The organism is Pseudomonas graminis (genome assembly GCF_900111735.1).
Classification (GTDB): domain Bacteria; phylum Pseudomonadota; class Gammaproteobacteria; order Pseudomonadales; family Pseudomonadaceae; genus Aquipseudomonas; species Aquipseudomonas graminis.
This window is the reverse complement of record NZ_FOHW01000007.1, coordinates 35,915-61,322: the sequence shown is the minus strand read 5'-3', so window position 1 is coordinate 61,322 and position 25,408 is coordinate 35,915. Positions and strand designations below refer to the sequence as shown.

The window sequence follows — 25,408 nt, the reverse complement described above, 5'->3', positions numbered from 1 at the left end:
CTACCCCCTACAGCACCACCGTCCTGTTGGCATTGAGAAACACACGTCGCTCGATGTGGTAACCCACTGCACGCGCCAGGGTCAGGCCTTCGATGTCGCGGCCCTTGGCGATCAGGTCTTCAGGGTAGTGACTGTGGTCTACCACTTCCACGCCCTGGGCGATGATCGGCCCTTCATCCAGGTCGTTGTTGATGTAATGCGCTGTCGCGCCGACCAGTTTCACGCCCTTGTTGTAGGCCTGGTGATACGGCTTGGCGCCTTTGAAACCCGGCAGCAGCGAGTGATGAATGTTGATCGCCTTGCCGTCGAGCTTGCGACACAGCTCCGGCGACAGCACCTGCATGTAGCGGGCAAGCACCACCAGTTCGGCGCCGGTGTCTTCGATCACCTTCATCACCCTGGCTTCCTGGGCCGGTTTGTCGTTGGGGTCGAGGGGGAAATGGTAGTAGGGAATGTCGTGCCAGCGCGCCAGCGGTTCGAGGTCCGGGTGATTGGAAACGACGGCGACCACGTCCATGGACAGCTGATTGATGCGCTGGCGGTAGAGCAGATCGTTAAGGCAGTGGTCGGCCTTGGACACCATGATCACCACTTTCGGGCGGTAGTTCGGGGCGGTGAGCTCGAAGATCATGCCGAACGATTCGCCGCGCTCGGCCAGGCCTGCCCGGAAAGACGCGACGTCAAATCCCTCAGGCTGGCGGAACTCGACGCGGATGAAAAAGCGGCTGGACAGCCGGTCATCGAACGAATGGTGTTCGGTGACGTAACAGCCCTGCTCGAAGAGATAACGCGTCACCGCGTCCACCGTGCCCAGCACGCTGGGGCAGTCGGCGGTCAGAATCCAGGTATCGGGGGCGCGGCTCATAGGTATTCCTTGATCGTTCCCACGCTCTGCGTGGGAATGCAGTTCAGGACGCTCCGCGTCCAATGTCGAGTGACGCGGAGCGTCGCGGGAGGCGTTACCACGCGGAGCGTGGGAACGATCAATCCGGTATCAGGCTGCGACGCTCAACCCATATTCCGCGCTCGCATCCTGCAACCACAGCCACCAGTAATCGGCGAAGCTGCGGCGGATGACCAGTTCCCAGGTTTCTTCGCCGGTACGGCGGATCACCAACTGCGATTTGGCGAACACGGTGCCGATGGCCTTGCCTACCGGGAAGTTGTTCGGGTGTACGTCGTAGCTGGTGGATTTCATCAGCACTTCCCGGACTTTCGGGCCGGTCAGCTCCAGCAGCGATTGCCCGCCGCTGACGTTGACGACAGCGATGTGCAAACCGGCGAGCGCTTCACGCAGCTTCTGCTCGACGGCGAATTCTTCACCGGTCGGCACGATCAGCAGCCACTCATCCGGGCCAAGCCACTGGATCGAACTGTCACCGCTGGACACCAGCGCCAGCGCACCCGGCAACTCCATGCCCAATGCCTTATGCACGCCCGCCGCGAACGCCGGATCGTGGCCATTGCCACGGATGGTCAGGTGACCAAGCAGTTTTTTCTCCCGCAGCACGACGCCCGGATTGCTGCGGCCCTTGCCGATCAGGCTTTTAAGGTCAGCATGAAACAGCGGCGACTCGGCTTTGGCCTCGGTCGTTGGCCGCTGTTGGTAAACGTTGGCTGTGGTCATAGAGCACCTGTGTTGAATTCTGTTGTTTCAGTGAACGCGAACCTTGTAGGAGCGTGGCTTGTCCCGCGATAGCAGTCTGCGAGTCACCGCGATAGCGACGTGTTAATCGCATCGCGGGACAAGCCACGCTCCTACACAGGAAGCCGTGCACTGCAGGGAAATCACTCCACGTTCTGCTGATCACCCTTCGGATCGAAGAACACCGAGGACACAATCTCCGCCTCGATCACCGACCCATCCGCCAGCGGCGCAAACACCCGCTCGCCCATGCGCTTCAGCCCGCCCTTCACAACGCCCATGGCGAACGAATAGCCCAGCGAGTTGGCCGCATAACTCGACGTCACGTGGCCCACCATCTTCATCGGGATCGACTGCTTCGGATCGAACACCAGTTGCGCGCCTTCCGGCAGCCACTGGTTCGGATCAACCGGTTTCAGGCCTACAAGCTGCTTGCGATCTTCCCGCACGCAGTCCTCACGGTTCATGCCGCGCTGGCCGATCCACGAGAAAGGCTTGGTGCGGCCCACACACCAACCCATGTTCAGATCGTCCGGGGTCATAGAGCCGTCGGTGTCCTGGCCGACGATGATGAAGCCCTTCTCGGCCCGCAGGACGTGCATGGTTTCAGTGCCGTACGGGGTCAGGTTGTACTGCTTGCCGGCTTCGGCGATTTTTTCCAGAACGCCCATGGCGTAGTCGGCCTGGATGTTCACTTCGTAGGAAAGCTCACCGGTAAACGAAATCCGGAACACCCGCGCCGGCACACCGCCGACCAGACCTTCTTTCCAGGTCATGAACGGAAACGCTTCACGGCCCAGGTCGATGTCGGTCACTTCGCTGAGCAGCTTGCGGCTGTTCGGACCCGACAACGTCAGGGTCGCGTAGTGGTCGGTGACAGACGTGAAGTACACCTTCAGGTCCGGCCATTCCGTCTGTTGATAGATTTCCAGCCACTGCAGCACGCGTGCAGCGCCACCGGTCGTGGTGGTCATGATGAAGTGGTTGTCGGCGATGCAGGCGGTCACGCCGTCGTCGAAGACCATGCCGTCTTCCTTGCACATCAGGCCGTAACGCGCTTTGCCCACATCGAGCTTGGTCCAGGCGTTGGTGTAGATGCGGTTCAGAAACTCCCGGGCATCCGGGCCTTGAATGTCGATCTTGCCCAGCGTCGATGCGTCCAGCAGACCGACGCTGTCGCGCACGGCCTTGCATTCCCGGCGCACGGCGGCGTGGATATCTTCACCGGCTTTGGGGAAATACCACGGACGCTTCCACTGCCCGACATCCTCGAATTCGGCGCCGTTCTTCACGTGCCACGCATGGAGCGCGGTGAAGCGCACAGGCTCGAAGACGTGACCGCAGTGACGGCCGGCAATGGCGCCGAAGGTCACCGGCGTGTAGTTCGGGCGGAACATGGTGGTGCCCATTTCCGGGATCGATACGTTCAGCGAGCGGGCCGCGATGGCCAGGCCGTTGACGTTGCCGAGCTTGCCCTGATCGGTACCGAAACCCAGCGCGGTGTAGCGTTTGACGTGCTCGACGGACTCAAAGCCCTCGCGGGTCGCCAGTTCGATGGCCGCTGCGGTGACATCGTTCTGCAGGTCGACGAATTGCTTCGGCGCGCGGGCTGTGCCCTTTTCGTGCGGGACTTGAAACAGCGCCAGTGTTGGTTCTTCCACACGACTCAGCGCTTTCGGCAGTACGCCTTCGACCGGTTGGAAACCGGCTTCGCTGGCTGCACGAACACCCCCTTCAAAACCGTCGGCCAGCGAGTCGCCGAGGGCGTAAACGCCATTCACACCGCCGACGCAGACACGTTTCTGCGGCGCTTCACCCGGCACGAAACCGAGAATGTCTTCGCGCCAGACCGGCTTGCCGCCCAAGTGCGAGGCCAAGTGAACGATCGGGCTGTAGCCACCGGAGCTGGCGACCAGATCGCAGTCGAGCCATTCGCCCGGGCTGGCGACCTTGTGGGCTTTGACGTCGATGGCGGCCACGCGGGCAGCACTTACGCGCTTGCTGCCACGGGCTTCCACCACGGCGCTGCCGGTCAGGATACGAATGCCTTTGGCGCGGGCCTCTTCCACCAACGCACCGCGCGGGTTGTGACGCGCATCGGCGACGGCGACCACCTGCAGGCCAGCGTCGAGCCAGTCCAGCGCCACGCGATAGGCGTAATCGTTGTTGGTCGACAGCACCAGTTTCTTGCCCGGCGCCACACCATAACGGCGCACGTAAGTGGAAACCGCGCCGGCCAGCATGTTGCCCGGCACATCATTGTTGCCGTAAACCAGCGGACGCTCGTGGGTGCCGCTCGCCAGCACCACGCGCTTGGCGCGAACCCGGTGCATGCGCTGACGTACCTGGCCGATCGGTGCGCGGTCGCCCAGATGATCGGTCAGCCGCTCGTGAATGGTCAGGAAGTTGTGGTCGTGGTAGCCGTTCACCGTGGCGCGCGGCAGCAGGGTGACGTTGGGCAGGCCTTTGAGTTCGGCCACCACCGTCGCCACCCATTCCGCCGCCGGTTTGCCGTCCAGACTTTCGCGGCTGTCCAGCAGGCTGCCGCCGAATTCTTCCTGCTCGTCTGCCAGGATGACCCGAGCACCGCTGCGCGCAGCGGCCAGTGCAGCGGCCAGACCTGCAGGCCCGGCGCCGACCACCAGCACGTCGCAGTGCTGGTTCATGTTGTCGTAGGTGTCCGGATCCAGCTCGGTCGGCGAACGCCCGAGACCTGCTGCTTTACGGATGTACTTCTCGTAAGTCATCCAGAACGACTGCGGGTACATGAAGGTTTTGTAGTAGAAGCCCGGCGGCATCAGCTTGCCGCCGACCTTGCCGAGAATGCCCATCATGTCGGTGTTCACGCTCGGCCAGCCATTGGTGCTGGTCGCAACGAGTCCCGAATAAAGCGCCTGTTGCGTGGCGCGCACGTTGGGGATCTGCGTGGCTTCGGTGGCGCCGATCTGCAGCACGGCATTTGGCTCTTCGGAACCTGCCGCAAAGATGCCGCGAGGACGCGAATACTTAAAGCTGCGGCCGATAATGTCGACGCCGTTGGCGAGCAAGGCGGCGGCCAGGGTGTCGCCTTCAAAGCCCTGATAGGTCTGGCCATTGAAATTGAAATTCAGGACCTTGCTGCGATCGATGCGGCCGCCGTTGGGCAGGCGATTGGACTGGCTCATACCTGATCCCCCTTTCTGATCGCAGGCGCAGGATTGACGAACTGAGGCTGCGTGCCGATCGGATAGGTTTCTAGAATTTCGTAGGTCACGGTGTCACGCGTGGTGTTGAAGTACTGCCGGCAACCCGCCGCGTGAATCCACAACTCGTGGTGCAAACCGCGCGGGTTGTCGCGGAAAAACATGTAGTCGCCCCACTCTTCGTCGGTGCAGGCCGCCGGGTCCAGCGGACGCGGGATATGGGCCTGACCGGAGACATGGAATTCCTCTTCGGAGCGCAGTTCGCCACAGTGAGGACAGAAGATATGCAACATGGGAAAGTCCTCTGCTAGTGGGCTACGGCTGCAGCGCCGTGTTCATCGATCAATGCGCCGTTGTGGAACCGGTCGATTGAGAAGGGTTTGGCCAGCGGGTGCATTTCGCCTTTCGCCAGGCTTGCAGCAAACACGTTGCCCGAGCCCGGCGTCGCCTTGAAGCCACCGGTGCCCCAACCGCAGTTGAAGAACATGTTCGGCACCGGCGTCTTGGAAATGATCGGGCAGGCGTCCGGCGTGGTGTCGACGATGCCGCCCCACTGGCGGTTCATGCGCACCCGCGACAGCACCGGGAACATTTCGACGATTGCTTGAATGGTGTGCTCGATCACCGGGTACGAGCCGCGCTGGCCATAGCCGATCCAGCTGTCGATGCCGGCACCAATCACCAGATCGCCTTTGTCGGACTGGCTGATGTAACCGTGAACGGCATTGGACATGATCACGCTGTCGATGATGGGCTTGATCGGCTCCGATACGAGCGCTTGCAACGGATGAGATTCGACCGGCAGACGGAACCCTGCGAGCTTGGCCATGTGGCCGGAGTTACCGGCAGTCACTACACCGACGCGCTTGGCACCGATAAAGCCCTTGTTGGTTTCGACGCCGATGCACACACCGTTTTCCTTGCGAAAGCCGGTCACTTCGGTCTGTTGGATCAGGTCCACGCCCAACGCATCGGCGGCGCGGGCATAGCCCCAGGCCACGGCGTCGTGACGCGCCACACCGCCGCGACGTTGCACGGTGGCGCCAATGATCGGGTAACGGGTATTTTTCGAGCAGTCGAGGTACGGAATTTCTTCAGCCACTTGCTTGCCGTTGAGCAGCTCGCCGTCGACGCCGTTGAGACGGTTGGCGCTGACGCGGCGCTCGGAGTCACGCATGTCCTGCAGGGTGTGGCACAGGTTGTACACGCCGCGCTGGGAGAACATGACGTTGTAGTTGATGTCCTGGGACAGGCCTTCCCACAGTTTCATCGCGTGTTCGTACAAGTGCGCAGACTCGTCCCACAGGTAATTGGAACGCACGATGGTGGTGTTGCGCGCGGTGTTGCCGCCGCCCAGCCAGCCTTTTTCGACCACGGCCACGTTAGTGATGCCGTGCTCTTTTGCGAGGTAGTAGGCCGTCGCCAGACCGTGTCCGCCGCCGCCCACAATCACGACGTCATAGACCTTTTTCGGGGTCGGCGTGCGCCACATGCGCTGCCAGTTTTCGTGGTGGCTGAGGGAGTGTTTGAAGAGGCCGAAGCCCGAGTAATGCTGCATGGTGCGACTCCTGACTCAGCGGTAAACCGGGAAATCGGCGCACAGCGCGGAGACCTGCCCGGCAACATTGGCCTCGACATCGGCGTCGCCGAGGTTGTCGAGAATGTCGCAGATCCAGCCTGCCAGCGTGGTGCACTGGGTAACTTTGAAACCGCGCGTGGTCACGGCGGGGGTCCCGATGCGCAGGCCCGACGTCACGAACGGCGACTGCGGATCGTTCGGCACGGCGTTCTTGTTGACGGTGATGTGCGAGCGACCGAGGGCCGCATCGGCATCTTTCCCGGTCAGGCCCTGACGAATCAGGCTGACGAGGAACAGATGGTTATCGGTCCCGCCCGACACTACGTCGTAGCCGCGATCGATGAACACTTGCGCCATGGCCTGAGCGTTATCGATCACTTGCTGTTGATAGGCCTTAAAACCGGGTTCCATGGCTTCCTTGAAGCACACGGCCTTGCCGGCAATCACGTGCATCAATGGGCCACCCTGGGCACCCGGAAACACAGCGGAATTGAGCTTCTTTTCGATCTCTTCGTTGGCTTTGGCCAGGATCAAACCGCCACGCGGACCGCGCAGGGTTTTGTGGGTGGTGGTGGTAACCACATCGGCGTACGGGAGCGGGTTCGGGTACAGACCGGCGGCGACCAGACCGGCCACGTGGGCCATGTCGACGAACAGCAGCGCGCCCACTTTGTCGGCGATCTCGCGGAAGCGCGGGAAATCCAGGGTTTTGGAGTAGGCCGAGAAACCGGCAACGATCATCTTCGGCTTGTGCTCGACGGCCAGTCGCTCGACTTCGTCGTAATCGATCAGGCCGGTGGCAACGTCGATGCCGTATTGAACGGCGTTGTACAGCTTGCCCGAGGACGACACTTTGGCGCCGTGGGTCAGGTGACCGCCGTGGGCCAGGCTCATGCCCAGCAACGTGTCGCCGGCTTGCAGTAGCGCCAGATAAACCGCGCTGTTGGCCGACGAACCGGAATGCGGCTGGACGTTGGCGTAGTCGGCGCCAAACAGCAGCTTGGCGCGATCGATCGCCAGTTGCTCAACCTTGTCGACGTGCTCGCAGCCGCCGTAGTAACGCTTGCCGGGATAACCCTCGGCGTATTTGTTGGTCAGGCCGCAGCCCTGGGCCTGCATCACACGCTGGCTGGTGTAGTTCTCCGAGGCGATCAGCTCGATGTGGTCTTCCTGACGCTGCTCCTCGGCATTGATCGCAGCCATCAGTGCATCGTCATAACCCTGGATCTGGTCTTGCTTGCTGAACATCGCGGTTCTCCCAGCGGCGGCGCGGCGCCTGAATGATCGACAGGGCCTAGAGCTGCCCTTTGGCCACGATGGTATGGCTGACGCTGACAGCCCAGATGCCTACGCACGCCACACAAAGGCGCGTTTACGACATGGGATGATGGGGGGCAGGATTTGCTCGATTCTGCGGGCAGCAGACCGTCGGTCCCGAGCGCCCCGCGAATCATCGGCACACCGCAACGCCCCAGACCAGCGGGCATGACCACTGTCAACAATGACAGTATTCAAATAGCAGTGACGGGTTTACTTTTGGGCCAACGGAATACCAGTTACTCAATCAAGGGAATGATCATGGGCACAATCGCAAGGTCGCATACCCTCACTCCTCAGCTATGGAAAACTCTGAGGGCTAAATCCGTCAGGCGGCAGGGGCCCGCTACGGAGCCGCTGCTCTTTCTGACTCAGGGCGTGTTTCATACGGTGGATATTGAAGGCTCGGTCAAGCTGAGGATTATTCGAGAACTGAACACGCTTGAGGCGCTGATTGCCGTATACGCCGAGGATTCGGACGAAATTCTTTCCACCACCGTTTCAGTGGGCGACGCCAGGCTTTATGCGACCTCCCAAGACATCGTTCATCAGGAGGGCGGTTTCTATTCGGTCATCCTCAAGATCATTTCCTATCCGGACGCAGAGGTGGTCGCCGATATCTATCTGTGGGAAATACCACCCATCGCGGCACCGCAGGCCGTCGAGTCCGACTTGGCGCTGTCTCTTCCCAAAGGCTCGACTTTCTATGTAAGTCCCTCTGAAGAAGACATCGTGATGGACAGAACTTTCAGAGTGTCTGAAGACCGCCAAGTGTCGGTCAACATCCGCACGGTTGAAGGGCGTAGCTACTCAAAAACGGTCACGGAACCCGAAGCCATTCGATGTGCCGCGCCCGGTGATTACTATGTAGCGAGCGGTTCCAACGAGCTGTCGGTCGTATATGGCATCACCACTCATCCCGAATTGCCGTCATCACCGATCTTCAAGCATATGCCGCTGCCGGATGTGCCGAGGTCCCGTCATGACCTCGGCAAATGAGTGACGACATTCAGGTTTTTTGCGTAATCAATCCGTCAGCCCGGAACATGCTGCGAATACCCCGCACGGCCTGACGAATCCGGTCCTGGTTCTCGATCAGGGCAAAGCGCACGTGGTCGTCGCCGTATTCACCAAAACCGACACCAGGCGACACGCAGACTTTGGCTTCGGCCAGCAGTTTCTTCGCGAATTCCAGCGAACCCAGGTGCGCGTAAGCCTCGGGAATCTTGGCCCAGACATACATCGAGGCTTTCGGGTTTTCGACCATCCAGCCCAGTTCGTGCAGGCCTTTAACCAGCACGTTACGGCGCTGGCGATACTGTTCGGCGATGTCGAGCACACACTGTTGATCACCTTCCAGCGCTGCGATGGCCGCTACTTGCAACGGCGTGAACGTGCCGTAGTCGTGGTAGCTCTTGATCCGCGCCAGGGCGTTGACCAGCTCTGGGTTGCCGACCATGAAGCCGATCCGCCAGCCTGCCATGTTGTAGCTCTTGGAAAGAGTGAAAAACTCCACCGCGATGTCCTTGGCGCCGGGGACCTGCATGATCGACGGGGCTTTCCAGCCGTCGTACACGATATCGGCGTAGGCCAGGTCGTGAACCACCAGCACGTCGTACTGCTTGGCAAGGGCAACGACGCGCTCGAAGAAATCCAGCTCGACGCATTGAGCGGTCGGGTTGGACGGGAAACCCAGAATCATCATCTTCGGTTTCGGGATCGAGCCGCGAATCGCCTTCTCCAGCTCGGCGAAGAAGTCCACACCCGGCACCAACGGCACGGAGCGCACCTGGGCCCCGGCGATCACGGCGCCATAGATGTGAATCGGGTAACTGGGGTTCGGCACCAGAACGGTGTCGCCCTGATCCAGCGTGGCGAGCATCAGATGCGCCAGCCCTTCCTTGGAGCCGATGGTGACGATGGCTTCGTCTTCGGGATCGATGTCGACGTCGTAGCGTTTTTTGTACCAGCTGGAAATCGCCCGACGCAGACGCGGGATGCCACGCGAAGTCGAGTAGCCGTGAGTGTCTTCACGTTGGGCGACGGTGACCAGTTTCTCGACGATATGCGGCGGCGTTGCGCCATCGGGGTTGCCCATGCTCAGGTCGATAATGTCCTCACCACGACGACGCGCAGCCATTTTCAGCTCGGCGGTGATGTTGAACACGTAAGGGGGGAGTCGATCGATGCGCGCGAAACGGCGCGGCGAACCTTGGTCTGCCATGGAAACCTCTGAAGACGTAAGCGCCCGGAACCGTCCGAGCGACGCTGGCCACTGCGGTGGCCTGAGGCGGAAGATACGGGCGGGGATGGCGGTTTGTCTAGAGCGAATTCGGCTACGAACGACCATTAGTAGGACCGGCTTTAGCCGGGAAGGCGTCGGGGGTCACGCCGCGAAATTGAGGGTGCTCTCTCGGGCCTCTTCCCGGCTGGAGCCGGTCCCACTGAATCCCTGAGTTTCGACAGATGATCGTTCCCGCGCTCCGCGTGGGAATGCCGCCCCAGACGCTCTGCGTCCATCGCTGTGACGCGGAGCGTCAGCGGATGCATTCCCACGCAGAGCGTGGGAACGATCATGTGCGCCACATCGCCGTCATTCGATGATCTGCCGCAGCCCAAACAGCAGCAAAAAATGCACCGGATAAATCAGGTACGCCCAACGCCGCATCGGCCACACACCGAATGCCGGGCGCCCGCGTAGAATCGCTAAACCGAACAGCGGTGCCAGCAGACAGGCCGCCAGCGCGCCGATGGAAATCGGGTCGCCCCACAGCATGCCATCGATGATCTTCGGCCACTCGTTGCTCAGTAAACACACAATCCCCGGCACAATCGCCAGCCATAACGAGGTGCGCAACACGAGCACGAACGCCAGAGGCAGCAAAACCCCATACATTCCGAACATCAACTGCGGCCCAAACATAACTCCGATAGCCAAGGCAGCGATACCCAGCAGCCTCACCGGCCATGACCGACTCAATCCGCCCTGCGCGACCAGCAAACCCAGCGCCAGCGTCGGCAATACATTCAGCGTCGTGACCTCACCCGCCATGTAAATCCGATAGGGCAGCTCAGCGATCACAGAAAACACCGCCAGCCAGGCCAGATATTTCCACTTGATTGATGAATCAACTTCGCGCCGGCCATTGCGCACGAGATTCACCGCGATTGCCAGGCAGAACCACGGGAACGCCAGACGTCCCGGTACGTACAGCCAATTGGCGTGCCAGCCGACATAGCGCAGGTGATCCATCACCATACTCAGCATCGCCAGCCACTTGAGCAGGTCCAGCGCGCGATCGCGCACGGGTGCGGTCATTGATTTCGTGTCGGTCATATTGCTTCGCTGTCTGGCTGAATTTTCTGACGCAAGAATGCATGACCAAACCGATCAACTTTGGTTACAGTCGCAGGCTTCGATTACAGGGAACCGGCCATGTCAGACCAAAGCCAGCAGTTTGCCAGCGACAACTATTCGGGAATCTGCCCGGAAGCGTGGGCGGCCACGGAGCAAGCCAACCACGGGCACCAGCGTGCCTATGGCGACGATCAGTGGACAGCACGCGCGGCCGATCAATTCCGTCAGTTGTTCGAAACAGACTGCGAGGTGTTCTTCGCTTTCAACGGCACGGCGGCCAACTCCCTGGCGCTGTCTTCGCTCTGCCAGAGCTACCACAGCGTCATCTGCTCGGAAACGGCTCACGTCGAAACGGACGAATGCGGCGCACCGGAATTCTTCTCCAACGGCTCCAAACTGCTGACCGCACGCAGCGAGAACGGCAAGCTGACACCCGCTTCCATTCGCGAAGTCGCGCTCAAACGCGCCGATATCCACTATCCAAAACCCCGCGTGGTCACACTGACCCAGGCCACGGAAGTGGGCAGTGTCTATCAGCCGCAAGAGCTCAAAGCGATCAGCGAGACCTGCAAGGAGCTGGGCCTGAACCTTCACATGGACGGCGCCCGCTTTGCCAATGCCTGCGCCTTCCTCGGTTGCTCGCCTGCCGAGCTGACCTGGAAATCAGGGGTCGATGTGCTGTGCTTCGGTGGCACCAAAAACGGCATGGCGGTGGGCGAGGCGATTCTGTTCTTCAACCACAAGCTCGCCGAAGACTTCGACTACCGCTGCAAACAGGCCGGTCAACTGGCCTCGAAGATGCGTTTCCTGTCAGCGCCCTGGGTGGGTTTGCTGGAAAACGACGCCTGGCTCAAGCACGCCCGTCACGCGAATAGCTGCGCGCAGTTGTTGGCGGATCTGGTGAAGGATATTCCCGGCGTTGAGTTGATGTTCCCGGTGCAGGCCAACGGCGTGTTCCTGCAATTGTCGGAAGCGGCCATTGCTGCGCTGACTGCACGAGGCTGGCGCTTCTACACTTTCATCGGCGTCGGCGGCGCGCGCTTCATGTGCTCGTGGGACACCGAAGAAGCGCGAGTGCGCGAGCTGGCAGCGGACATCCGATTGGTGATGGGGAGCTGAAATCAGCCAGCTCATCTGCACGCCGCAGCCCATCAGCAGTCTGCAGATGGACTGAACCGGTGCCTCACCCCTGAGCGATCACCTTCTCGATCACCTCAACCGTCGCGCTGACCTTGTCTTCATAACGGCTCAGCGCTTCGGCATGTTGCTGCTTGAGTTCGATCTGTTTTGAACACAGGTTCAGCGCGGCGAGCACCAGAAGACGATCGCCGATCAATGTCGGGTAACTGCGCTTGGTTTCAAACAATGCCGATTTCAGCATCGACACAGCGTCCATCAAGTTCTGCTCTTGCCCCGCAGGTGCCTTGATCGTGTAGTCGTTGCCAAGGATGGAAATAACCTTGGCGCCGTCCTGGTCCGTGATCATGCGTCAACCGCGCTGACGCTGGTGGCGCGATCGACCAACGCCTGAATACGTGCGGCAGTCGCACCCTGTTTTTCTTCCTGCTCCATCAGACTCAACTGCAGACTGTCGTTGTCATCCCTGACTTGTTTCAACTCTTCGGCGAGTTGTGCGTTCGTGTTCTGCAGCTCCTGATTGTGCTGTACCAGGTCACTGACGAGTTTTTCTAACTGGCTTAGGGATGCTTCCAACATTTTGATATCTCAGGCAAATTTCAAAGGGCGCGTACGATAAGGAAAAGTCACTTTAGCTACCAGTGAAATCAGGGCATTCACGCCACTACACCGACCAACAAGCATCTCTACAACTCTATTCCGCAAACGCATAACGGCCCTGATTGACTACGTTTTTGCGGTCTTGTTCCTGCGGCTCGTCAGATCGCGCCTCTGCGACATAACCGCACAGAGCAGACAATCGGCATCAAGTCCCCATGAAGCGGACCGATAAACCGTGCATCTCTGTCACTTCTCTCTTTCGTCTCGCATGGATCGCGGCCTCTCCTGGAACCGTAATGTCCCTACGTAATTTGAATATAGCGCCCCGCGCCTTTCTCGGGTTTGCCGTCATCGGCCTGCTGATGCTGATTCTGGGCGTCTTCGCGCTGTCGCAGATGAACAAGATCAACAACGCTAACGTCGACTTGGCCACCAACAGCGTGCCGAGCATCAAGGCGCTGGATAAATTGACCGAAGGCAGTATTCGTCTGCGTGTGCTGTCCTATCGCCTGATGCTCAACCGCGACCCCGACACGCTGCAGAAAACCACTGAATTGTTCGCCATGCGCAACAAGCAGATCGACGATGCCCGGGCCGTCTACGTCAAGCTGATTTCCGAGCCGGCGGAGCAATCGGCCTACGACCAGTACGTGCAGTTGCTCAACGACTATCGCCAGCTTGAAAACCGCATGAAGACGCTGAGTCAGGCCAACGACATGGCCGAACTGATCCGTCTGCTCAGCGCCGATCTGCAGACCAACTCGGACCAGATGAACACCGCACTCGCCAAGTTGATCGAGATGAACACCCAACAGGTCAATGAAGCCAGCGCGACGGCTACTCAACAGTATTCGACCGCCTTCACGATGGTCGTCACGCTGCTGATCATTGCCACTGTGTTGACCTTGCTGTTCGCCTGGCTGCTGACCAACAGCATCACCCGTCCTATCGCTTCGGCGCTGCACGCCGCTGAGGACATCGCCGAGGGCGACCTGACGCGCACCATCACGGTGGACGGTACTGACGAAGCGGGCCGCTTGCTGGCCGCGATGTTGAAGATGCAGTCCAAACTGCGCGACACCCTGCAGCGTATTTCCGGTTCAGCCACTCAACTCGCTTCGGCGGCCGAGGAGCTGAACACCGTTACCGACGAGAGCGCGCGTGGCTTGTCCCAACAGAACGACGAAATCGAACAGGCGGCCACTGCGGTCAACCAGATGACCAGCGCCGTGGAAGAAGTCGCACGCAATGCCGTGAGCACCTCGGAAGCGTCGAAAAACGCCACCACGTCTGCCAGCGATGGCCGCGATCTGGTGCAGGAAACCGTCAGCGCCATCGAGCGCATGAGCACCGACGTGCAAAGCACGTCCGCTTTGATCGGCAACCTGGCGGACGAGTCCCGCGACATCGGCAAGGTGCTGGATGTGATCCGCGGTCTGGCGGACCAGACCAACCTGCTGGCCCTCAACGCCGCCATTGAAGCCGCTCGTGCGGGTGAAGCAGGTCGCGGTTTTGCGGTGGTTGCCGACGAAGTCCGCGCCCTCGCCCACCGCACCCAGCAGTCGACCAGCGAAATCGAACGCATGATAGGCAGTATCCAGGGCGGCACCGAGCAGGCGGTGAACTCCATGCGCAGCAGCACCGAACGCGCCGAATCCACCCTGAACATCGCCAAGGGCGCCGGCCTTGCGCTGGACACCATCAACAGCGCCGTTGTGGAAATCAATGAACGCAACCTGGTCATCGCCAGCGCGGCGGAAGAGCAGGCCCAGGTCGCTCGGGAAGTGGACCGCAACCTGGTCAACATCCGCGACCTGTCGACTCAGTCCGCCACCGGCGCAAATCAGACCAGCGCGGCGAGCAACGAGCTGTCGCGTCTGGCCGTGGATCTGAACGGAATGGTTGCGCGCTTCAAGGTGTAAGCAACCCGTCGATCACAGTGTAGGACCGCGCTTGCCCGCGAAAAAAACAACGCAGTCTCTCAGGTAGACCGCGTCATCGCCCATCGCGGGCAAGCGCGCTCCTACACAGATCGATCAATACTCAATCCGCACATCCCCCTTCGGCACGCTGCAGCACGCCAGGATGTAGCCTTCGTCTACGTCGTCGTCGGTGATGCCGCCGTTGTGCTCCATCTCGACCTCCCCGCTCAGCTTCATCACTTTGCACGTGCCGCAGATGCCCATCCCGCATGCCTTGGGAATCATCAGGCCGAGCTTGGCAGCCGCTGCATGGACGGTTTCCCCAGGTGCGACGCGGATGCTCTTGCCGGTGTCAGTGAATTCAACCTGATTCAATTCAGCGACATCCAGATCCGGCGCGTCGGCGGCCTGTTCGGCATGCTCCACGGCATCGGCGCGGGCTTCCGGCGGCGTCGCGCCGAAGGATTCTTCGTGGTACTGAGCCATGTTGAAACCGTTGGCTTCAAGCAACCGCTTGACCGCACTCATGTATGGCGTCGGCCCGCAGCAGAACACTTCCCGCTCCATGAAATCCGGGGCCATCAGCTCGAGCATTTTCTGATTCAGATAACCGCGATAGCCCGCCCACGGTTCACCCAGCCCGTGCTTTTCACAGACGATGTGCAGGGCGAAGTTATTGATTCGCGACGCCATCTGTTCCAGCTCGCGGTGGTAGATGATGTCTTTGGGTGAGCGCGAACTGTGCACGAAGACCATGTCAACGTTGGCGTTGGTGTCGTAATACCAGCGTGCCATGGACATGACCGGCGTGATACCGACGCCGCCACTGAGATAGAGGATTTTCGGGTTCGGGAAATCGATGGCGTTGAACAGACCCACCGGCCCGTGCACGGCCAGTTCCTGACCTTCGTGGAGCGTGTCGTGCAGCCAGTTCGAAACCTTGCCGCCGGGCACACGCTTGATGGTGATCGAAAAGCTGTACGGCACCGAAGGCGAACTGGAGATGGTGTAGGAGCGCATGATCGGCACGCCGTCGATTTCCAGCTCCAGGGTGACGAACTGACCGGGCTTGAAGAAGAACAGAATCGGCTGGTCGGCCATGAAGCAGAACGTGCGCACGTCCCAGGTTTCCTGGATCACTTTGACGACCCGCACCAGATGGCGGCCGTTGGCCCAGGTCTGGGTGTTGACCGGGCTGAGGAAACTCTGGGACATACACACTCTCCACGGCCGACGGTCGGCCTCTCATGGTGGCGATTCTGCGTAACGCGCGAGCCGCCTATTTACCTATCAGCGACATTCACATACTTATGGCGACCAGCCCCGGTCTATAGGGGTCGGGCCGTCGGAAACGGATTCGGCCATGTCGCCCATGGATAAGGTTCAGGTCGCGCCCGGCTCCACACTCGCCCTCAATTCATTACAGATTCTTTATCCATTGGCCTGAGCGACAGAAATCACTGCCGCCTCGCGCGCTTCGCTATACACCCACCGTATCAGCCACATTCGTAGACTGCGCAAAGCGCGGCCTGAGGACTTGAAAGATGGACGTCACCGCAACTCTGAGCTTGGGCGATCCGCTGGAACCTGCGCGCAAGGCGACTGCCGAGATGCTGCACACCCGCGAGCGCACTTACTCGCTGCCGCAGCCTTTCTACAGCGATGAGCGGCTGTTTGAAATCGACATGCAGGAAATCTTTCAGAAAGAGTGGCTGATCGCGGGCATGACCTGCGAAGTGCCGGCGAAGGGTAACTTCCTTACCCTCCAGATCGGCAAGAACCCGATCCTGGTCGTGCGCGGGCCTGACGGCTCGATCAATGCATTCCACAACGTCTGCCGCCACCGCGGTTCTCGCCTGTGCACCAAGGAAAAAGGCAAGGTCGCCAAGCTGGTTTGCCCTTACCACCAGTGGACCTACGAACTCGACGGTCGCCTGCTGTACGCGGGCACCGAGATGGGTGCGGATTTCGACATGAAGGCGTTCGGCCTCAAGCCGGTGCACTGCAAAGTGGCAGGCGGGTACATCTTCATCAGCATGGCGAGCAATCCGCCCGCTATCGACGCGTTCCTGCAGACGCTCAATCACTACATGGAACCGTACGACATGGAGAACACCAAGGTGGCGGTGCAAACCACCCTGGTCGAAAAAGCCAACTGGAAGCTGGTGCTGGAAAACAATCGCGAGTGCTACCACTGCAATGCGTCGCACCCCGAACTGCTAAACACCTTGCTGGAGTGGGACGACGTCACCGACCCGCGCGCCGACCAGGCCTTCAAGGACCACGTCGCAGCCTCCGCGGCCGCCTGGGAAGCCGAAAAAATTCCGTTCGCCCACGCCAGCTTTGGCCTGCGCAACCGCATCGTGCGCATGCCGCTGCTCAAAGGCACCGTCTCGATGACGATGGATGGCAAGCAAGGCAGCAAGAAACTGATGGGGCGCATCCAGAACCCGGACCTGGGCTCGATGCGCATCCTGCACCTGCCCCACTCGTGGAACCACTGCATGGGCGACCACGTCATCGTATTCACCGTATGGCCGGTCAGCGCGCAGGAAACCCTCGTCACCACTAAATGGCTGGTCCACAAGGACGCCGTCGAGGGCGTTGACTACGACGTTGCACGCCTGCGTGAAGTCTGGGACGCCACCAACGACCAGGACCGTCGACTGGCCGAAGAGAACCAGCGCGGCATCAACTCCATCGCTTACCAGCCGGGTCCGTACTCGAAGACCTATGAATTCGGTGTGGTGAATTTCATCGACTGGTACAGCGCAAAATTGCTGGAAAACATGGGCGCAGAGCCTGCTTCGTATTTGAAAGGGGTGGCGGTTAACCACGAGTAGGAAATTACACGTCGGATTTGAACTGACACCTTCGCGGGCAACCGCGTTTCTACAGACATTCGAGCTGTAGAGGCGCGCTTGCCCGCGTTGCGTTTTCGGTGGGTGACGGGAATCGGTGTGAGGCTGGCCGTCTCCGCATGCAATCTAGGCCGCTTTGATAGCTAGCCAAAAAAATAAATGATCATTTTTTGATCATATCGCTCAACCGACCGGATTCAGGGGTTAAACCCCGACCGCGAACATGTTATCCACAGAAGCGCCAACAGCCTATGTGTGTAAGTCTGCCGGCTGCTGTGGAAAAGCATTAAATGGGCTAAAGAACGATGGCAAGGGACCTAGAGCGGCGCTCGATGACCATCATTGGTTAAATTTTGACCGCAACTCTGCAAGCCAGGTACTACAAGGGATTCAGCGGATCACGAACATGTTATCCACACCCCCGCTCACAGAGAATGTGGGTAAGAACACGCTCCACAAACCCCGGCTTGTGGAAAAAACCATTAAGAATCCGTGAGATAGGATGGTCAAGAATTGACCACCCAGCTGTGAGCCATAGTTAACAAGGCCTGTAGCAATGTCCGAACAGTTTATCCACAGGCGGATCAACAGCGATTGTGGGTAATGCAGTTTTACTACAAACCGAATCAGACGCGTCTGACATTCACATCTTTCTCGGAGCGGTAGACTCCCGCCCATCATCGATTCGGAGTGGCTAAAAATGACGTCAAGAGTCCGGTTTTCTGAGCAGGTTGTTCTGCGGGCAAACGCTCAGCTCATACAACAACGCGGTCGGCCTACCAGCCTTCCTCGGGAGCTGCTGGGTATCGTGACCTACAGACCCAGAACGCTCCAGGAGATTAAAAGCGCATTCGCCTCCGCCTACGCAAAAATGCAGCGGACCTGATGACCATGGCGAGAGGAGGCTACAACTACATCTACAAGGAACTGGTCGCGGACGAGAGCGACATTCTGGGTAAGCTGGTTGCCCGATCATTCAACTACAAGTGAAGAAGGCGCCACCTAGGACGCTTTCCTCAATGCTGAAACGCGCTCAGCGCACCACCCCCTCCTCAACCAGCAGTTTCAAAATCGCCGCAGCCCCCTCCTGAGCAGTCACCCCCTTGAGCACCTGCCCACCGCCGCCGCTCGCTTTCGCTGTCGCGGCCTTCATGCGATCAGCGCCGCTCTTGGCTTTGATGACCTTCAAGCGTTTTGGCCGTGGTTTCGCGGGCGTCAGCTCTGCGCCGGTGAACACTTCGTCGATGACCACTTCAATCTCTTCCACATCCAGCAGACCCCGTTGCGCCGGACCGTAAGCGCTTTGACGAGGTTTCGGTGCGGCGTTATCCACAGTCGCCAGGAACGGTAATCTGACCTTGAGGCGGCGGCGTTGACCTCGGGGGAGCGCCTGCAGCACCTGGGCACTGCCATTGCTCATGGACTCAACCTCAGCCAGACCCACCACCAGCGGCCAGCCAAGCTTTTCAGCCAGCAAATAAGGGAGCATGCCGGACCCTTCGCCCGTCTCGGCCTGACTGCCCGTCAGCACCAGCTGCACGCCCGACTCGCGAATGTAATCCGTCAGCCCAGGCAACGCGTCCGCGCCCGTCGGTTGAGCCAGCACGTGCAGCTCGTCCACGCCCATGCCCAGGTAGCCACGTAATGCGGGCTCTTCGGCATCACCGGCATGCAATACGTGCAAGTTATCCCCAGCCAATTGCAAACCCAGCTCCACCGCACGGGCATCCTGCTCGGCGCGACGGGGACGTCCTGACGTCGGGTGCGCCCCGACGGAGACGAGACTGATCACGTGCAGCGCACCTTTATCCACAGAGACACCCATTTCAGGCTGCATCGCGCTTCGCCCCATTCCGGTATGTATCGACCGCTTCAATCAGCGCCTCGAGAATGGCAGCGCTTTCGCCGATCACGGACAGATCGGCCCGCTTGATCATGTCGCAGGTCGGGTCAAGGTTGATGGCCACCACTTTGTCGCAGGCGCCAATGCCCTGTAAATGCTGGATCGCACCGGAAATCCCGACCGCCACGTACACCCGGGCAGTGACCCAGGTGCCGGACGCACCGACCTGACGATCCCGGGTCATGAAGCCATCGTCGACGGCCACACGGGATGCGCCTTCAGTAGCGCCCAGCGCGATAGCCGTGCGGTGAAACAGCGACCAGTCCTTGACCCCGTTACCACCCGAAAATATGAATTCAGCTTCGGACATGGGGATAAGTGCAGGATCGACCGCCACGGCACCAAGGTCCTCGATGCGCGGCAAGCTGCGTGCAACAGCTGTGGATAACTCCACGGGCAGTGCTTCGTGCCGTGTCTCACTCACGGGCTCGGCGCATTCCGCTTGAGCGAGAATCAGGCGTGACACGGGACGCGACAGATCCTCCGCGCCAGCACCTGCACGACCGATGCACCGTTCGCCAGCCACTTGCCAGACGCGTGTCGACGGACGCTCGCCCAGGCTGGCCGCAAAGCGGCGCCCCAACTCGCCCCCACCATTTCGGCTGTCGGGCAGTAGCCAGTGATGCGGGTCGAACTGGTTATCCACAGCCCGCAAACCTTGCACACGTTGCTCGGGTGAATAACCGCTGAACTCGCTGCCTTCCAGAATCAGGAGCCGATCCACGCCGGCGGTGTCGAACGTCGTTTCTTTGTGCTCGCCAAAAATGACCGCCAGTACAGCGCCCTCGTTGCCAGCCAGGCCATGGGCCAAGCCCAGCAGGTCGCGATCATGGCTGCTCAGACGGCCGCCGACCATGTCGGGAACGACAGCGATGTAAAAGGCCGGCGTCGTAATCCGATGCAATGGCAATTGCACGTCCACAGACGCGGAGCGTTTGACCGCGCCGCCTTGTTGCGCCCCGCTTCGATCAATGCGTTTGATCCCGTTGGGACCGATGAAACCGATGCCATGCACGTTTTTACGCAGCACCCCGTTGGGGCCCATCCAGGTGGTTTGCGCCGGTTGCATGGCGGCGTGCAAGGGATGCAGGCGGTTTCGTGCGATCCACTCAGCGCGTGGGTCACGGCGGATAATGTCGCTCATCAATGGGCCTCCGCAGGTTCACGTCGGGCCGCTGCCGGCTTTGCAGGCGCGGTTTCTTCAAGCAGGGCGTCAGCCACCAGTTCGGCGATGTCCTTGATCATCGGCCGTGGCTCGACCACGCCTTCAAGCATCGCGGTGCACTGTGGACAACCCACAGCCACCACCTCGGCTCCGGTCTCGCGGATGTCATCCATGCGCATGTCAGGAATCCGTTGCCTGCCGGGAATATCGGTGATCGGCGCGCCGCCACCGCCGCCGCAGCAACGTGAGCGGAACCCGGAACGGACCATTTCCTTGACTTCGATGCCCAGCGCACGCAGCACATCGCGCGGCGCCTGGTACTCGCCGTTGTAACGGCCGAGGTAGCAGGGATCGTGATAGGTGACGCTGGCACCTTTGTGCCGGCCCAGATTCAACGCGCCGTTGACTATCAGCTCTGCCAGATACGTGCTGTGGTGCTGTACGACGTAGTGGCCCTCGAACGCACCGTATTCGTTTTTCAGCACATGAAAGCTGTGCGGGTCGCAGGTGACGATGCGCTTGAAGTCGTACTGCGCCAGCGTCTGGATATTGCGTTTGGCGAGCATCTGGAACGTCGCTTCATCACCCAGACGGCGGGCAACATCACCGCTGTCACGTTCTTCCAACCCCAGCACGGCGAAGTCGACCTTGGCCGCTTTCAGCACTTTGACGAAGGCGCGCAAGGTGCGTTGATTGCGCATGTCGAACGCGCCATCGCCCACCCAGAACAGCACGTCCACGGTTTTCCTGTGGCTCATGATGTCCAGGTTCAGGTCTGCCGCCCAGTTCATGCGTCCGCCCGGAGCGAAGCCGCCCGGGTTGTCCGTCGCGATGAGATTTTCCAGCACCTCAGCGCCCTTGTTTGGGGTCGCGCCTTTCTCGAGCGTCAGATGCCGGCGCATGTCGACGATTGCGTCCACGTGCTCGATCATCATCGGGCACTCTTCCACGCAGGCCCGGCAAGTCGTGCACGACCACAAGGTGTCGGCGTCGACCAGCCCGTTGACGATGGGTTGATGGGGATTGCCGCCATGCTCGCCGACAGGCTTGCCTTGGCCGTCAAGGGACGGATAGGGACTTCCCGCAAAGTTTGCATCAGTGCCGCCCGCCAGGCCGACGACCATGTCTTGAATCAGCTTCTTCGGGTTCAGCGGTTGGCCGGCGGCGAAGGCAGGACAGGCAGCTTCGCACTTGCCGCACTGCACGCATGCATCGAAACCGAGTAGCTGGTTCCAGGTGAAATCCTTGGGTTTTTCCACGCCCAGCGGTGCGGTTTTGTCTGCCAGATCGAGGGGTTTCAGCCCTGTCGAACGGCCACCGCCGAAGCGCTCCGGGCGGCGGTGAAAGGCCAGGTGCAGCGCGCCGGCGAAGGCGTGTTTCATCGGGCCGCCCCAGGTCATGCCGAGGAACAATTCGCAGACGCCCCACAGCACGCCAATGCCCAGAATGATCGCCAGCAACCAACCGCCGAAGTTCGCCGGCAGCACGCCCGCAACGGGCAACGTGACGATAAAGAACGAGCCCGAGAACGCCAGCAGGCTTTTCGGCAGGCGCATCCACGGGCCTTTCGACAAACGACTCGGCGGATTGCGACGACGCAGGTACATGAAGATCGCGCCGACGAACATCACGGCCGACATCAGCAACAGCGCGTAGCCGAGGACACGGTTGTGCAGGCCAAAACCGTGCACCAGAATCGCAAGCACGATGGACGCAACCGCGCCGCCCGCCGTGGCCACGTGGGTGTTGGCGATGTATTTGTCCCGGGCGACGACGTGGTGCAGATCGACCATGTAGCGCTTGGGCATCGCCAGCAATCCGCCGAGCAGGTCAACCTTGGCGGCACGCCCGTTGCGCCAAAGGCTTACCCGCCGCAGCGCACCAAGGACCGCCAGGCCCAGGGCAGCGAAGAGCAGGATGGGAAGAAGGGTGTTTAGCATGTGGAGCTCCCAAAGACTCAGGGTCTTGCAGGTCGAGATGCCTTACTCGGTTCCGGTAGGAGTGAGCTTGCTCGCGAAGCCGTGACATTCAACATGGATGTCGACAGACCTGCCGCTTTCGCGAGCAAGCTCACTCCTACAGGGTTGTGTGCCGGCCGCTAGAAATCCTTGCAAAGCCTGAGTGCGTCGTAGATCGCCGCATGGGTATTGCGCTGTGCCACGCAATCGCCAATGCGGAACAGCAGATACCCGTCACCCGGCTGACTCAACGACGGCTGCGGCTGAATCGCGAACAGGGCGTCGATGTCGATCTGGCCCTTGTTGCGCGAACCTTCCTTCATCCCGTAATACAGCGCTTCGTCAGGACGAACGCCGTTCTCGACCACCACTTGATCGACCACCCGCTCCTCTTTGGCGCCGGTGTATTCGTTCTCCAGCACCGCGACCAGCTTGTCGCCCTCTCGGTAGACCTTTTCCAGCATCATGTCGCCGGTCATGATCACTTCTTTGGGGTACATGCTGCGGTAGTAGGTCGGGAACGACGTACCACCGATGGCAACGCCGGGCTTGATGTCGTCGGTAACGATCTCGACCTGACAGCCTTTGTCCGCCAGGAAGTCGGCCGTGGACATGCCGGTGAACTCGCAAATGGTGTCGTAGACCAGCACGTTCTTGCCCGGCGCTACTTTGCCGTCGAGGATGTCCCAGCTGCTGACAACCAGGCCTTCAGCGGCGCCCCAATGCTCGTTCTGCTCAATGAACGGATGGCCGCCCACCGCCAGCACCACCACGTCCGGACGCAGGTCCATGATGGTCGCGATGTCTGCCGCCGTGCCCAGACGCAGATCGACTTTCAAACGCGCCAGCTCCAGCTGAAACCAACGCGTGATGCCGGCGATCTGATCGCGCTGCGGTGCTTTCGAGGCCGTTGTGATCTGTCCGCCGATGGCGTCTTTCTTCTCGAACAAGGTCACGTCGTGGCCCCGCTCGGCCGAAACGCGCGCCGCTTCCATCCCCGCAGGCCCGGCCCCGACGATCACCACCTTGCGCTTCACGCCGGTGGTTTTTTCGATGATGTGCGGCACGCCCATGTATTCGCGGGACGTGGCGGCGTTCTGGATGCACAGCACGTCAAGGCCTTGATACTGGCGGTCGATGCAGTAGTTGGCACCCACGCACTGCCGAATCTGGTCGACCTGGCCCATCTTGATCTTGGTGATCAGGTGCGGGTCGGCGATGTGCGCGCGGGTCATGCCGACCATGTCGACGTAACCGCCTTCGAGAATGCGAGTCGCCTGATTCGGATCCTTGATGTTCTGCGCGTGCAGCACAGGCGCCTTGACCACTTCCTTGATGCCGGCCGCCAGGTGCAGAAATGGCTCCGGTGGATAACTCATGTTCGGGATAACGTTGGCGAGGGTGTTGTGGGTGTCGCACCCTGAACCCACAACGCCGAGGAAGTCGATCATGCCGGTCTGGTCGTAGTACTTGGCGATCTCTTTCATGTCCTCGTGACTGAGGCCGTCCGGGTGAAATTCGTCACCGCAGATACGCAGGCCGACGCAGAAGTCCGGGCCGACTTCCTTGCGCACAGCCTTGATCACTTCCAGCCCGAAGCGCATGCGGTTTTCGAAGCTGCCGCCCCACTCGTCAGTCCGCTTGTTGACCCGTGGGCTCCAGAACTGATCGATCATGTGCTGGTGCACGGCCGACAACTCAACGCCGTCCAGACCGCCGGCCTTGGCACGGGCCGCCGCGCTGGCGTAGTTGCCGATCACCCGCCAGATTTCTTCCGGCTCGATGGTCTTGCAGGTTGCGCGGTGAACCGGCTCGCGGATGCCCGAAGGCGACAGCAGCGTCGGCCAATGATCGCCGTCCCAACGCGAACGACGACCCATGTGGGTAATCTGGATCATGATCTTGGCGCCGTGCTTGTGCATGGCGTCAGCGAGGTTCTGGAAGTGCGGAATGATCTTGTCGGTCGCCAGGTTGACGGACTTCCACCAGCCTTGCGGGCTGTCGATCGCCACGCTGGACGAACCGCCGCAAATGGCCAGACCGATGCCGCCCTTGGCTTTCTCCTCGTAGTACTTCACGTAACGGTCGGTGGTCATGCCGCCGTCGGTGGCGTAGACCTCGGCGTGCGCGGTACTCAATACGCGGTTGCGTATGGTCAATTTACCGATCTGAATCGGTTGAAACATCGCTTCGAAAGCCATGACGGAAACCTCGACTTACAACGGCTTGACGACAAACAGGCCGTCGTCGTGGCCTTCTTCCGACCCGCCGTAAACCTGCTCGGCCACGGTGCGGATTTTGCTGCCGCTGGCTTCCAGGACCTGGTCCATGGCGCCAGCAAACCAGCCGGTGAACATGTAATCGACCTTGCGCCCTACTTTGCCGTAGACGTAAACGAAGGCCGAGTGCTCGAGCTTGACGCTGGCGGTGCCTTTTTCCAGATCGATGTCTTGAATCTTGAACAGACCCCAACCGCGCTGGGACAGACGATTCATGTAGTGCTCGAACACCGCGACGCCTTCGATGCCATGGCATTCGGCTTCTTTCTCGCACCAGTGCCAGGCGGACTTGTAGCCGGCCTTGTAGAGGATTTCGGCGTACGCCTCGGCGCCCAGTACTTCTTCGATACCCATGTGGTTGTTGACGAAGAAATGGCGCGGCACGTACAGCATCGGCAGGGCGTCGGAGGTCCAGACACCGGTCTCGCTGTCGACTTCGATTGGCAATTGCGGGGCGATCTTGGCCATGGAAACTTAACTCCGGAAAATTCGTGTGGATGCC

The 25,408-nt window shown here is 60.4% G+C and carries 20 protein-coding genes; 4 read left to right on the top strand and 16 right to left on the bottom strand.

The features are described from left to right. Positions 1 to 7 precede the first annotated feature (7 nt). The 6 genes from purU to glyA form a co-directional block, all read right to left on the bottom strand. Positions 8 to 865: a formyltetrahydrofolate deformylase gene (gene purU / locus BMY98_RS07450; protein WP_074886793.1), complete on the bottom strand. Its 858-nt coding sequence runs from the start codon at positions 863 to 865 to the stop codon at positions 8 to 10. Positions 866 to 994: 129 nt separating this feature from the next. Continuing rightward, on the bottom strand, positions 995 to 1,627 hold the full coding sequence (locus BMY98_RS07445; RefSeq protein ID WP_074886791.1) for a sarcosine oxidase subunit gamma: 633 nt from the start codon (positions 1,625 to 1,627) through the stop codon (positions 995 to 997). A gap of 161 nt (positions 1,628 to 1,788) precedes the next feature. After that, on the bottom strand, positions 1,789 to 4,809 hold the full coding sequence (locus BMY98_RS07440; RefSeq protein WP_074886788.1) for a sarcosine oxidase subunit alpha: 3,021 nt from the start codon (positions 4,807 to 4,809) through the stop codon (positions 1,789 to 1,791). Further along, entirely contained in the window at positions 4,806 to 5,120 is a 315-nt protein-coding gene (locus BMY98_RS07435; RefSeq protein ID WP_074886785.1) for a sarcosine oxidase subunit delta, read from the bottom strand. The genes BMY98_RS07440 and BMY98_RS07435 overlap by 4 nt, the downstream gene beginning before the upstream one ends. Before the next feature lie 14 nt (positions 5,121 to 5,134). Continuing rightward, on the bottom strand, positions 5,135 to 6,385 hold the full coding sequence (locus BMY98_RS07430; protein WP_065991270.1) for a sarcosine oxidase subunit beta family protein: 1,251 nt from the start codon (positions 6,383 to 6,385) through the stop codon (positions 5,135 to 5,137). A gap of 15 nt (positions 6,386 to 6,400) precedes the next feature. Next, the gene (gene glyA / locus BMY98_RS07425; protein WP_074886782.1) at positions 6,401 to 7,654 is read right to left on the bottom strand and encodes a serine hydroxymethyltransferase; all 1,254 of its coding nucleotides are present in this window, start codon (positions 7,652 to 7,654) and stop codon (positions 6,401 to 6,403) included. Between the two features lie 237 nt (positions 7,655 to 7,891). Here glyA and BMY98_RS07420 point away from each other — a divergent pair, with 237 nt between their 5' ends. Further along, positions 7,892 to 8,722 (top strand): hypothetical protein, encoded by an 831-nt coding sequence (locus BMY98_RS07420; RefSeq protein WP_139214449.1) that lies wholly within the window; start codon positions 7,892 to 7,894, stop codon positions 8,720 to 8,722. Positions 8,723 to 8,732: 10 nt separating this feature from the next. Here BMY98_RS07420 and alaC read toward each other — a convergent pair whose 3' ends face one another. Together alaC and BMY98_RS07405 are read right to left on the bottom strand one after the other, a co-directional pair. Next, positions 8,733 to 9,947, bottom strand: coding sequence for an alanine transaminase (gene alaC / locus BMY98_RS07415; RefSeq protein ID WP_074886776.1), 1,215 nt, complete (start codon positions 9,945 to 9,947; stop codon positions 8,733 to 8,735). A 369-nt stretch (positions 9,948 to 10,316) separates the two neighbouring features. After that, positions 10,317 to 11,060 (bottom strand): TraX family protein, encoded by a 744-nt coding sequence (locus BMY98_RS07405; protein ID WP_074886773.1) that lies wholly within the window; start codon positions 11,058 to 11,060, stop codon positions 10,317 to 10,319. 99 nt (positions 11,061 to 11,159) lie between these two features. Here BMY98_RS07405 and BMY98_RS07400 point away from each other — a divergent pair, with 99 nt between their 5' ends. Next, complete coding sequence (locus BMY98_RS07400) at positions 11,160 to 12,200, top strand: threonine aldolase family protein (protein WP_074886770.1); 1,041 nt, start codon at positions 11,160 to 11,162, stop codon at positions 12,198 to 12,200. Between the two features lie 64 nt (positions 12,201 to 12,264). Here BMY98_RS07400 and BMY98_RS07395 read toward each other — a convergent pair whose 3' ends face one another. Together BMY98_RS07395 and BMY98_RS07390 are read right to left on the bottom strand one after the other, a co-directional pair. Next, on the bottom strand, positions 12,265 to 12,567 hold the full coding sequence (locus BMY98_RS07395; RefSeq protein ID WP_074886767.1) for a cell division protein ZapA: 303 nt from the start codon (positions 12,565 to 12,567) through the stop codon (positions 12,265 to 12,267). Continuing rightward, on the bottom strand, positions 12,564 to 12,797 hold the full coding sequence (locus BMY98_RS07390; protein ID WP_074886764.1) for a hypothetical protein: 234 nt from the start codon (positions 12,795 to 12,797) through the stop codon (positions 12,564 to 12,566). Before BMY98_RS07390 ends, BMY98_RS07395 begins: the two co-directional genes overlap by 4 nt. A gap of 317 nt (positions 12,798 to 13,114) precedes the next feature. Here BMY98_RS07390 and BMY98_RS07385 point away from each other — a divergent pair, with 317 nt between their 5' ends. Beyond that, complete coding sequence (locus tag BMY98_RS07385; RefSeq protein ID WP_074886760.1) at positions 13,115 to 14,740, top strand: methyl-accepting chemotaxis protein; 1,626 nt, start codon at positions 13,115 to 13,117, stop codon at positions 14,738 to 14,740. 114 nt (positions 14,741 to 14,854) lie between these two features. Here BMY98_RS07385 and gbcB read toward each other — a convergent pair whose 3' ends face one another. Beyond that, a complete protein-coding gene (gene gbcB, locus BMY98_RS07380) occupies positions 14,855 to 15,955 on the bottom strand; it encodes a glycine-betaine demethylase subunit GbcB (RefSeq protein WP_065991259.1) in 1,101 nt (366 codons plus the stop codon). 329 nt (positions 15,956 to 16,284) lie between these two features. Between gbcB and gbcA the strand changes: the two genes are divergently transcribed. Beyond that, positions 16,285 to 17,583 (top strand): glycine-betaine demethylase subunit GbcA, encoded by a 1,299-nt coding sequence (gene gbcA / locus BMY98_RS07370; RefSeq protein ID WP_074886756.1) that lies wholly within the window; start codon positions 16,285 to 16,287, stop codon positions 17,581 to 17,583. 1,051 nt (positions 17,584 to 18,634) lie between these two features. Here the strand turns inward: gbcA and etfB are convergent. From etfB to BMY98_RS07340, 5 genes are all read right to left on the bottom strand, one after another. Beyond that, positions 18,635 to 19,438, bottom strand: a complete 804-nt coding sequence (gene etfB, locus BMY98_RS07360) for an electron transfer flavoprotein subunit beta (RefSeq protein WP_074886750.1) — start codon at positions 19,436 to 19,438, stop codon at positions 18,635 to 18,637. After that, complete coding sequence (gene etfA, locus BMY98_RS07355; protein WP_074886747.1) at positions 19,428 to 20,648, bottom strand: electron transfer flavoprotein subunit alpha; 1,221 nt, start codon at positions 20,646 to 20,648, stop codon at positions 19,428 to 19,430. The genes etfB and etfA overlap by 11 nt, the downstream gene beginning before the upstream one ends. Next, positions 20,648 to 22,609, bottom strand: coding sequence for a dimethylglycine demethylation protein DgcB (dgcB, locus tag BMY98_RS07350; RefSeq protein ID WP_074886745.1), 1,962 nt, complete (start codon positions 22,607 to 22,609; stop codon positions 20,648 to 20,650). Before dgcB ends, etfA begins: the two co-directional genes overlap by 1 nt. A 158-nt stretch (positions 22,610 to 22,767) precedes the next feature. Further along, the gene (dgcA, locus tag BMY98_RS07345; protein WP_074886742.1) at positions 22,768 to 24,828 is read right to left on the bottom strand and encodes a dimethylglycine demethylation protein DgcA; all 2,061 of its coding nucleotides are present in this window, start codon (positions 24,826 to 24,828) and stop codon (positions 22,768 to 22,770) included. 15 nt (positions 24,829 to 24,843) lie between these two features. After that, the gene (locus BMY98_RS07340; RefSeq protein WP_065991251.1) at positions 24,844 to 25,374 is read right to left on the bottom strand and encodes a 4-vinyl reductase; all 531 of its coding nucleotides are present in this window, start codon (positions 25,372 to 25,374) and stop codon (positions 24,844 to 24,846) included. Positions 25,375 to 25,408: the final 34 nt, after the last annotated feature.